Origin of the sequence: Paracidovorax konjaci (assembly GCF_900112675.1) — a bacterium.
Lineage (GTDB): Bacteria > Pseudomonadota > Gammaproteobacteria > Burkholderiales > Burkholderiaceae_C > Paracidovorax > Paracidovorax konjaci.
Window position 1 is genome coordinate 68356 of the sequence record NZ_FOMQ01000009.1, and the last position, 10349, is coordinate 78704.

Genomic DNA, 10349 nt, shown 5'->3' on the forward strand with positions numbered 1-10349 from the left:
TCATTCGCAAAATTTGCAAAACCGCCAGATTCATTGGCAGATATTCGCTTTTTCAGCCCTTCCCCCTGCCATGCAACGTGCGTAGATTGCGAACCATGGCAACACCCCCAGGCACCGCCCGATTGCATGAACTCGTGCTTCCGTGCATGGCCAATCACCATGGCACCTTGTTTGCGGGACAGGGGCTCCAACTGCTGGCCAAGGCCGCTTTTCTCGCAGCGCGAAGCCTCGCGCAGCGCGAGGTGGTCATGGCTGCGGTGACCAGCGTCGACTTCTTCGAGCCCGTTCCGGTCGGTTGCGAGCTGGCGTTGCACGGCTGGGTCAGCCGGGTGGGGCGGTCGTCCCTGACCGTCTGCGTCAGCGGCACGGCCAGGCGGCTGGGAGCCCCTTGCAAGGACGTGCTGAAGGGGGTGTTCCAGATGGTGGCTGTGGATTCGCAGGGAAGACCCGCCGCAGTCGATTGTCGTTATATGAACCCGGAGGCCATTCCATGAGCGCCACACTCGCCCCTCAACCCCCGACTGCAGCCGTGCCTGCCCCGTTCGCAACGGCGGCGGCCCCCGGAAGCAAACCCAAGAAATCCGTGGCGTTGTCCGGCGTGGCGGCTGGCAACACGGCACTGTGCACCGTCGGCAGGACAGGCAACGACCTGCACTACCGCGGCTACGACATCCTCGACATCGCAGAGGTGTGCGAGTTCGAGGAGATCGCGCACCTGCTGGTGCACGGCAGGCTGCCCACATGTGCCGAGCTGAAGGCCTACAAGGCCCGGCTCAAGGCGCTGCGCGGCCTGCCGGCCAGCGTGCTGCATGCACTGGAACAGTTGCCCGCGAGCGCGCACCCCATGGACGTGATGCGCACCGGTGTCTCGGCGCTGGGGTGCGTGCTGCCGGAAAAGGACGATCACAACGTGGCCGGCGCGCGCGACATCGCCGACCGGCTCATGGCATCGCTGGGATCGATGCTGCTGTACTGGCACCACTGGAGCGCCAACGGCAAGCGCATCGTGGTCGAGACGGACGACGACTCCATCGGCGGGCATTTCCTGCACCTGCTGCATGGCCAGAGACCGCCCGCTGCGTGGGTCCGGGCCATGCACACCTCGCTCAACCTCTATGCCGAGCACGAGTTCAATGCCTCCACCTTCGCGGCCCGGGTCATTGCGGGGACCGGCAGCGACATGCACTCGGCCATCGCCGGCGCCATCGGCGCGCTGCGGGGGCCGAAGCACGGTGGCGCCAACGAAGTGGCCTTCGAGATCCAGAAGCGCTACGACTCGCCCGATGCCGCGGAGGCCGACATCCGCCGGCGCGTGGAGGCCAGGGAGGTGGTGATCGGCTTCGGCCACCCGGTGTACACGGTGAGCGATCCGCGCAACGAGGTCATCAAGGGCGTGGCCCGACGCTTGTCGGAAGATGCCGGGTCCACCCGCATGTACGACATCGCCGAGAGGCTCGAGTCGGTGATGTGGGAGGTGAAGCGGATGTTTCCCAACCTCGACTGGTTCAGCGCCGTGAGCTACCACATGATGGACGTGCCCACGGCCATGTTCACGCCGCTCTTCGTCATCGCGCGCACCAGCGGCTGGGCAGCGCACGTGATCGAGCAGCGCATGGACAACAAGATCATTCGCCCGAGCGCGAATTACACCGGCCCGGAAGACCGGGTATTCGTGCCCATCGCGGACCGCATCTGAGCCTGCCGGCAGCCGCCGGGTTGTCGCACGCCACCGTTTTCTTCCAGGCAGGGCAGGGCAGGGCCCGTGGCCTGTCCGACGGATTCGCCCCATGAACACACAACATCGCAAACGCCTTCCTGGCACGTCGCTGGACTATTTCGATGCGCAGGCCGCCGTGGAGGCGCTGCACCCCGGTGCGTGGGATGCACTGCCGTACACGGCCCGCGTGCATGCCGAGAACCTGGTGCGGCGCTGCGAGCCCGCCCTCCTGGAGGTGTGCCTGCGGCAGATCGTGGAGCGGCGCCGCGACAGCGACTTTCCCTGGTATCCCGCACGCGTGGTATGCCACGACATCCTGGGGCAGACGGCGCTGGTGGACCTTGCCGGCCTGCGCGATGCCATCGCCGCGCAAGGGGGGGACCCCGCCCGGGTCAACCCGGTCGTGCCGGTGCAATTGATCGTGGACCACTCGCTGGTCGTGGAGTGCGGCGGCTTCGATCCCGATGCCTTCGCGAAGAACCGGGCGATCGAAGAGCGGCGCAACGAAGACCGCTTCCATTTCATCGAATGGACGAAGAAGGCCTTCGCCAACGTGGATGTGATTCCCGCGGGCAACGGGATCATGCACCAGATCAATCTGGAGAGGATGTCGCCCGTGGTCTATGTGCAGGACGGCGTCGCCTTCCCCGACACTTGCGTGGGCACGGACAGCCATACCCCGCATGTCGATGCGCTGGGAGTGATCGCCGTGGGCGTGGGCGGACTGGAGGCCGAGAACGTGATGCTGGGCCGGGCCTCCTGGATGCGCCTGCCCGACATCGTGGGCGTGGAGCTGCTCGGCCGGCGCCCATCGGGCATCACTGCGACCGATATCGTGCTCGCACTGACCGAATTCCTGCGCCGGCAGAAGGTGGTCGGGGCCTATCTGGAATTCATGGGCGAGGGCGCGCGCAGCCTCGGTATCGGCGATCGCGCGACCATCTCCAACATGTGCCCGGAATACGGCGCCACGGCGGCGCTCTTTGCCATCGACGGGCAGACGCTGGACTACCTGCGCCTCACCGGGCGCGAACCAGGACAGGTGGCGCTCGTGGAAACCTACGCCAAGGCCGCGGGACTCTGGGCCGACAGCCTGGCCGGAGTGCGGTACGAGCGCGTGCTGCGCTTCGATCTCTCATCCGTGGAGCGCAACATGGCGGGCCCCTCCAACCCCCACCGGCGCTTGCCGACGGCGGCGCTGGCGGAGCGGGGAATCGCCGATGCCGGCAGATTGCGGGCCGCGTACGCGCAGGAAGCGCAGGGGCTGATGCCCGACGGAGCGGTGATCATCGCGGCCATCACCAGTTGCACCAATACCAGCAACCCGCGCAACGTGATTGCGGCAGGTCTGCTGGCACGCAACGCGCGGCGCCTCGGCCTGGCGCGCAAGCCATGGGTGAAGACATCGCTGGCCCCGGGGTCCAGGGCCGTGGAGCTGTACCTGAAGGAAGCCGGGCTGCTGGCCGATCTGGAGTGGCTGGGCTTCGGCATCGTGGGATTTGCCTGCACCACCTGCAACGGCATGAGCGGTGCGCTGGACCCCGCCATCCAGCAGGAGATCATCGAACGCGACCTGTACGCGACGGCGGTGCTCTCGGGCAACCGGAACTTCGACGGCCGTATCCACCCCTATGCCACCCATGCCTTCCTGGCGTCGCCGCCGCTGGTGGTGGCCTACGCCATCGCGGGCACCGTGCGCTTCGACATCGAGCAGGACGTGCTGGCCGTGGTGGCCGGCAAGCCGATCCGATTGCGCGACCTCTGGCCATCGGACGATGCCATCGATGCCGTCGTGGCGCAGGCGGTGCGGCCCGCGCACTACCGTGCGGTGTACGAGCCCATGTTCGCCGTCCGGCAGGACGACGTGCGGGACGCCATGCCGCAGTACGACTGGCGCCCGCGGTCCACGTACATCCGGCGCCCTCCGTACTGGGACACGGAAGGCATGGGTGCGCTGGCCGCCCATCCGCGCACGCTCACCGGCATGCGTCCGCTGGCCTTGCTGCCGGACAACGTCACCACCGACCATCTCTCGCCGTCCAACGCCATCCTGCGGGACAGCGCGGCGGGCGAGTACCTGCACCGGATGGGCGTTCCGGAGGAGGATTTCAACTCCTACGCCACGCACCGGGGCGACCACCTGACCGCCATGCGTGCCACCTTCGCCAATCCGCAACTGGTCAATGACATGGCCGTGGTGGATGGCGTGCAGCAGAAAGGCCCGTGGGCGCGCCTGGAGCCCGAGGGCAGGGTGCTGCGCATGTGGGAGGCCATCGAGACCTACCTGGGCCGCCGCCAGCCGCTCATCGTCATCGCCGGGGCCGACTACGGCCAGGGCTCGTCGCGCGACTGGGCCGCCAAGGGCGTGCGCCTTGCGGGCGTGGAGACGGTGGTGGCCGAAGGCTTCGAGCGCATCCACCGCACCAACCTCATCGGCATGGGCGTCCTGCCGCTGGAATTCCTGCCGGGCATGACCCGGCGCACCTGGGGCCTGGACGGCTCGGAGACTTACGATGTGGTGGGCGAACGCACGCCGGGCGCCACGCTGACCCTGGTGGTGCGGCGCTCCGGCGGTGAGGCCCTGCACGTGCCTGTCGTCTGCCGGCTGGACACCGCCGAAGAGGTCTCGGTGTACGAGGCCGGCGGCGTGCTGCAGCGATTCGCCCAGGATTTCCTGGCCCAGGCCGGGCGCCCCCAATGACATCGAAGCGACCCATGAACACTGCAGCTCCCCAGATCCGGATTCCTGCCACCTACCTGCGCGGTGGCACCAGCAAGGGCGTCTTTTTCCGCCTGGAGGATCTTCCGCCCCCAGCCCGCCAGCCCGGCGCCGCACGCGACAGGCTGCTGTTGCGCGTCATCGGCAGTCCCGACCCCTATGGCAAGCAAATCGACGGCATGGGCGCCGCGACCTCCAGCACCAGCAAGGCGGTGATCGTCGCCGCCGCCACGCGGGCCGGACACGATGTGGACTACCTCTTCGGCCAGGTCTCCATCGACCAGCCCTTCGTGGACTGGACCGGCAACTGCGGCAATCTCTCGGCGGCCGTGGGCCCGTTCGCGGTGCAGTCCGGCTTCATCGATGCGGCGCGCATTCCGCGCGATGGGGTCTGCACCGTGCGCATCTGGCAGGCCAATATCGGCAAGACGATCGTGGCCCACGTGCCGATCCGGGACGGCGTGGTGCAGGAGACCGGCGACTTCGAGCTGGACGGCGTCACTTTTCCGGCGTCCGAAGTGCAGCTCGAATTCCTCGACCCGGCGCAAGAGGGCGGCCCGGGGCAGGGCAGTGCCGGCGGCGGCGCCATGTTTCCCACCGGCAACGTCGTGGACACCTTGGAGGTTCCCGGCGTGGGCGCTTTGCAGGCCACGCTCATCAACGCCGGCATCCCGACCGTCTTCGTGAATGCCGCAGACCTGGGATACACCGGGACCGAACTGCAGGACGCAATCAATGGCGACGCCGCGGCGCTGGCGCGTTTCGAGGCCATCCGTGCACACGCTGCCGTGCGCATGGGCCTGATCCGGGAGGTGGGGGAGGCCGCGGGCCGCCAGCACACCCCCAAGGTGGCCTTCGTGGCCCCGCCGGCTTCCTACACCGCCTCCAGCGGCAAGGCGATACGCGCGGCGGACGTGGATCTGCTGGTGCGCGCACTGTCGATGGGCCGGCTGCACCACGCCATGATGGGCACGGCGGCCGTGGCCATCGGCACTGCCGCTGCCATTCCCGGCACGCTGGTGCACCAGGCCGCGGGGGGTGCCGCACGCACGGCCGTGCGCTTTGGCCACCCCTCCGGCACGCTGCGCGTAGGCGCCGAAGCCGCGCAGGTGGATGGCAAATGGGTGGTGTCCAAGGCCCTGATGAGCCGCAGCGTGCGCGTTCTGATGGAAGGCTGGGTGCGTGTGCCCGGCGACTGTTTCTGAAGCACTTCACTTATCTGCAGGAAAGGGGGATCGATGTCCACACGCAAGCAACTGCGGGCGCTGGCCGAGGCGCGCCGCGGCGTGCTCGTTCCGGGAGCGTTCAATGCGCTGTCGGCCCGGGTGATCGAAGACCTGGGGTTCGAGGCGATCTATGTCACCGGCGCCGGCGTCACCAACATGTGGTTCGGCATGCCCGACCAGGCGTTCATGGGCTTGTCGGATATCGCGGACCACACGGCCCGCATCCGCGACGCAGTGGAACTGCCGCTCATCGTGGATGCCGACACGGGCTTCGGCAACGCGCTCAACGTGTACCACACGGTGCGCACCCTGGAGCGGGCCGGGGCGGACTGCATCCAGCTGGAAGACCAGGTGGCGCCCAAGCGCTGCGGGCATTTCTCGGGCAAGGACGTCATCTCCACGGAAGAGGCCGTCGGCAAGATCAAGGCCGCCGTGGATGCGCGGCGCGATCCGGACCTGCTGATCATGGCGCGCACCGATGCGGCCGCCACCCACGGTTTCGAGGCGGCGGTGGAACGCGCCGCGCGCTTCGCCGAAGCCGGTGCGGACATCCTCTTCGTCGAGGCCGTGACGGCACCCGAAGAGATCCGTGGACTGCCCATGCGCCTCTCATCCCCGCAACTGATGAACATGGTGATCGGTGGCAAGACGCCGATCTTCAATGCGGAAGAATTGGCCGAGCTGGGCTACGGTCTGGTGCTGTATGCCAACGCGGCGCTGCAGGGCGCCGTGGCCGGTATGCAGAAGGCGCTGACCGTGCTGCGCGATGCCAGGGAAGTGCAGGAGTCGAGCGGGCTGGTCGCCCCGTTCGCCGAGCGGCAGCGGCTGGTCGGCAAGCCGCGGTGGGACGCCCTGGAAAAGCAGTACAGCTGAAGCGCGCCGGCATCGGCCATCCGCATTTTGGATGGCTCAATCGCGTGCGGTGGGGGCCATGCTCGCGGACCCGCGCGCGAGTTCAATGAACGCCTGGAGATAGTCGGTCTGCAGGTCGGCTTCGCGTGCGCCCAGGTGGATTTGCTTGGCGATGCCCCGTGCGCCCAGCCGCAGCGGCACGATGTCCAGCCGTGCCGCGTAGTCCTGCACGAGCCAGCGCGGCAGGGCGGCCACGCCGCGGTTGCTGGCCACCATCTGCAGCATGATGTCCGTCGTCTCGATGGCCTTGTGCCGCCGCGGTGCGATGCCTGCAGGCAGCAGGAATTGCGTGTAGATGTCCAGCCGGTCGGTGGGCACCGGGTAGGTGATCAGCACTTCCGGGGCCAGGTCGCGCGGGCGCACGTGGTGGGCCTGCGCCAGCGGGTGGCTGGCAGCGACGACCAGCACCTGCTCGTAATCGAAGACCGGCTCGAAATGCAGCCCGGCTTTGAACAGCGGATCGGGCGTGACCAGCAGGTCGATCTCATGGCCGAACAGCGCGCCGATGCCGCCGAACTGGAATTTCTGCTTCACGTCCACATCCACGTCGGGCCAGGCCGCCAGGTAGGGCGACACGATCTTCAGCAGCCACTGGTAGCAGGGGTGGCACTCCATGCCGATGCGCAGCGCTCCGCGTTCGCCCAGAGCGAACTGGCGCAGCCGTTCTTCCGCGAGGTCCAGCTGGGGCAGAACGCGGTTCGCGACTGCCAGCAGGTATTCACCGGCCTGGGTGAGGCGCAGGCTGCGGCCCTCTCGCAGCCAGATGGCGCAGCCCAACTGAAGCTCGAGTTTCTTCATGCTGTGGCTGAGCGCCGACTGCGTGACGTGCAGGACTTCCGCCGCTGCCGTCAGCGAGCCCTGCTTTTCGACTTCCTGCACGACAGAGAGGTGGATGCGTTCCAACATGGCACTGGATTTGAGTGAGCAGAATTCATCGATGTGTGAGATAAGACCATTTTACGTCATGGATCGGCGGCAATAGGATGCGGCCCATTCCTGTTTTCTTCTTCCTCTTTGCGAGAAATTCCATGACGACCATCCACAACCTCGGATTCCCCCGCATCGGCGCCCAGCGCGAACTCAAATTTGCGTTGGAGGCCTATTGGAAGGGCGAATCGTCCCGCGAGGCCTTACAGGCGACGGGAGCGCAACTGCGCCAGCGCCATTGGCAAGACCAGGCCGGCCTGGACCTCGTGCCCGTCGGGGATTTCTCGTTCTACGACCAGGTGCTGGACACCAGTTTTCTGCTGGGCAACCTGCCGCAGCGCGTGCAGGGTTTTCATGGCGATCCGCTGGACAACTACTTCCGCGTCGCGCGCGGCCGCTCTGCCCAATCCGCGGAAGACCATGCCGGGTGCTGCGGCGGTGTGGCTGCCGGTGAGATGACCAAATGGTTCGACACCAACTACCACTACATCGTCCCCGAGTTCACGGCGGCCTCCACGTTCCGGCTCGATGCATCGCGCCTGCTGGCGCAGCTCGCCGAAGCGAAGGCCCAGGGCGTCAAGGCCAAACCGGTCATCGTCGGTCCCGTGACCTACCTGTCCATCGGCAAGGCCAAGGATGGCTCCCGTCCGCTCGAACTGCTCGAGCGCCTGCTGCCCGCCTATGCCGAACTGCTGGATACGCTGTCCGACCATGGCGTCGAATGGGTGCAGATCGACGAACCGATCCTGGTCACGGAACTGAGCGCCGACTGGCAGCACGCGTTCAACACGGCCTACCACCATCTCAAGACAGCCCGCGTGAAGATCCTTCTGGCGACCTACTTCGGCCAGCTCCAGGACAATGCGTACCTCGCTGCCAACCTTCCGGTCGCAGGCCTGCACATCGATGCCGTCAACGACCGCGAAGGCGTTCTGCCCTTGCTCAACCTGCTGGCGGGCCACAAGGTGCTGTCGCTGGGCGTCATCAACGGCCGCAACATCTGGAAGACCGATCTCACGGCCGTGCTCGACTGGGTCGAGCCGCTGTCCCTGCGGCTGGGCGACCGGCTCTGGATCGCCCCGTCATGCTCGCTGCTGCACGTTCCCGTGGACTTGGCCAGCGAGAGGAACCTGGATGCCGAGGTCCGGCCATGGCTGGCATTTGCCCTGCAAAAGCTGGATGAACTGAGCGTGCTGGGCCGCGCGCTGCGCGAAGGCCGCGATGCGGTGCAGGCCGAGCTTTCCGCCAACCGGGCTGCGATGGCCGCGCGCCGCGCCTCGCCCCGGGTGCGCAATCCGGCGGTGCAAACGGCCGTGGCCCGGGCTGCCTCGCACCTCCTGGGCCAGCGAGAAAGCAGCTACGCCCTGCGGGCCCCCAAGCAGGCCGCCTTGCTCGATCTGCCGGCGTTCCCGACCACGACCATCGGTTCATTCCCGCAGACTGCCGGGATCCGCCACGCGCGCAGTGAATACAGGGCAGGGCGCCTGGGCGCAACCGACTACCAGGCCGCCATGAAGGCGGAGATCGCACACAGCGTGCGCGAGCAGGAAAAGCTGGAACTGGACGTGCTGGTGCATGGCGAAGCCGAGCGCAACGACATGGTCGAATATTTCGGTGAGCAACTCGAAGGCTATGCCTTCAGCCAGTTCGGGTGGGTGCAGTCGTACGGCTCGCGCTGCGTGAAGCCGCCGATCCTGTTCGGCGACATCAGCCGCCCGAAAGCGATGACCGTGGAATGGATCAGCTACGCCCAGTCGCTCACGGCCAAACCCATGAAAGGCATGCTGACCGGGCCGGTCACCATCCTGAACTGGTCCTTCGTGCGCGACGACCAGCCGCGCTCCGCATCCTGCAAGCAACTGGCACTTGCCATCCGCCAGGAGGTACTGGACCTGGAACATGCGGGGGTCAGGATCATCCAGATCGACGAAGCCGCGCTCCGCGAAGGCCTGCCGCTCAGAAAATCGCAATGGCAGCACTACCTGGACTGGGCCGTGGAATCGTTCCGCATCACCGCCAACGGCGTGCGCGACGAAACGCAGATCCACACCCACATGTGCTATTCGGAGTTCAACGACATCATCGCGTCGATCGCCGGCATGGATGCCGACGTGATCACCATCGAAACCTCGCGCTCCGACATGGAACTGCTCGACGCGTTCGAGGACTTCCACTATCCGAACGAGATCGGCCCGGGCGTCTACGACATCCATTCGCCCAACATCCCGACGCAGGAGCACATCGTGCAACTGATGAAGAAAGCAGCAGAGCGGGTTCCCGCTGCGCGCCTGTGGGTCAACCCAGACTGCGGCCTGAAGACCCGCAACTGGGCCGAGGTGATCCCTGCGCTGACCAACATGGTGGCAGCGGCGAAGACGCTCCGGGCTGATTGCTGAAATTGTGGGGTAGGCGGCGCATGGCAATGGCAGCATGCGTTCGCCTTGAGTCCGGGGTGAGTTGATGCCCACTAATGGACCTATCGTTGTTAGATACGATGTATATTATGTCAAATAATTGGCGTGGCTCGCGCAGATCGCGTTGCCCTGCGCGTCGTTCACGAACGCGCGGTTGAACCGCTCGTCGCCAACGCCCGTCACCTGCTCGATGTTGCTCACGAAGCCGTTGGCGTCTCGCCAGGTCTTCGTCGTCGCCTCATTGCCTTCTCTCTTGGCGGTGGACGATGTCTGCTGGTAGCTGCCAGACATGAACTGGTACTCGTACTTCGTGACGGTGGCCTTGCCCTCGTCGCCGTCCGTCACCTGCCGGTTGCCCAGCAGGTTGCCGGCCGCGTCGTAACCCAGGCCCGTGGCGCCGCCCGCGTCGTGGTATGCCACGTCCGTGCGCTGCG

At 66.6% G+C, this 10349-nt stretch carries 8 protein-coding genes; 6 read left to right on the forward strand and 2 right to left on the reverse strand.

The features are described from left to right. Nucleotides 1–95 precede the first annotated feature (95 nt). The 5 genes from BM144_RS14495 to BM144_RS14515 all read left to right on the forward strand — a co-directional run bounded on the left by BM144_RS14495 (nt 96) and on the right by BM144_RS14515 (nt 6535). Nucleotides 96–494 carry an acyl-CoA thioesterase gene (locus tag BM144_RS14495; RefSeq protein ID WP_092953499.1) on the forward strand — a complete coding sequence of 133 codons (399 nt, stop codon included), beginning with the start codon at nt 96–98 and terminating at the stop codon, nt 492–494. Continuing rightward, on the forward strand, nt 491–1696 hold the full coding sequence (gene prpC, locus BM144_RS14500) for a bifunctional 2-methylcitrate synthase/citrate synthase (RefSeq protein ID WP_245783669.1): 1206 nt from the start codon (nt 491–493) through the stop codon (nt 1694–1696). The genes BM144_RS14495 and prpC overlap by 4 nt, the downstream gene beginning before the upstream one ends. Nucleotides 1697–1787: 91 nt before the next feature. After that, nucleotides 1788–4418: a Fe/S-dependent 2-methylisocitrate dehydratase AcnD gene (gene acnD / locus BM144_RS14505; protein ID WP_092953503.1), complete on the forward strand. Its 2631-nt coding sequence runs from the start codon at nt 1788–1790 to the stop codon at nt 4416–4418. 14 nt (nt 4419–4432) lie between these two features. After that, nucleotides 4433–5641: a 2-methylaconitate cis-trans isomerase PrpF gene (prpF, locus tag BM144_RS14510; protein WP_092953702.1), complete on the forward strand. Its 1209-nt coding sequence runs from the start codon at nt 4433–4435 to the stop codon at nt 5639–5641. 33 nt (nt 5642–5674) lie between these two features. Beyond that, a complete protein-coding gene (locus tag BM144_RS14515) occupies nt 5675–6535 on the forward strand; it encodes an isocitrate lyase/PEP mutase family protein (protein WP_092953505.1) in 861 nt (286 codons plus the stop codon). 36 nt (nt 6536–6571) lie between these two features. On the opposite strand, the gene BM144_RS14520 is transcribed toward BM144_RS14515, so the two are convergent. After that, a complete protein-coding gene (locus tag BM144_RS14520) occupies nt 6572–7480 on the reverse strand; it encodes a LysR family transcriptional regulator (RefSeq protein WP_092953507.1) in 909 nt (302 codons plus the stop codon). A 122-nt stretch (nt 7481–7602) separates the two neighbouring features. Between BM144_RS14520 and metE the strand changes: the two genes are divergently transcribed. Continuing rightward, nucleotides 7603–9897: a 5-methyltetrahydropteroyltriglutamate--homocysteine S-methyltransferase gene (gene metE / locus BM144_RS14525; RefSeq protein ID WP_092953509.1), complete on the forward strand. Its 2295-nt coding sequence runs from the start codon at nt 7603–7605 to the stop codon at nt 9895–9897. 105 nt (nt 9898–10002) lie between these two features. On the opposite strand, the gene BM144_RS14530 is transcribed toward metE, so the two are convergent. After that, the gene (locus BM144_RS14530; RefSeq protein WP_139225728.1) at nt 10003–10335 is read right to left on the reverse strand and encodes a hypothetical protein; all 333 of its coding nucleotides are present in this window, start codon (nt 10333–10335) and stop codon (nt 10003–10005) included. Nucleotides 10336–10349: the final 14 nt, after the last annotated feature.

Bases quoted from the DNA above. Each gene is read 5' to 3' on its own strand.
- BM144_RS14495 (WP_092953499.1), top strand. From the start codon at position 96: ATGGCAACACCCCCAGGCACCGCCCGATTGCATGAACTCGTGCTTCCG.
- prpC (WP_245783669.1), top strand. From the start codon at position 491: ATGAGCGCCACACTCGCCCCTCAACCCCCGACTGCAGCCGTGCCTGCC.
- acnD (WP_092953503.1), top strand. From the start codon at position 1,788: ATGAACACACAACATCGCAAACGCCTTCCTGGCACGTCGCTGGACTAT.
- prpF (WP_092953702.1), top strand. From the start codon at position 4,433: ATGAACACTGCAGCTCCCCAGATCCGGATTCCTGCCACCTACCTGCGC.
- BM144_RS14515 (WP_092953505.1), top strand. From the start codon at position 5,675: ATGTCCACACGCAAGCAACTGCGGGCGCTGGCCGAGGCGCGCCGCGGC.
- BM144_RS14520 (WP_092953507.1), bottom strand. From the start codon at position 7,480: ATGTTGGAACGCATCCACCTCTCTGTCGTGCAGGAAGTCGAAAAGCAG.
- metE (WP_092953509.1), top strand. From the start codon at position 7,603: ATGACGACCATCCACAACCTCGGATTCCCCCGCATCGGCGCCCAGCGC.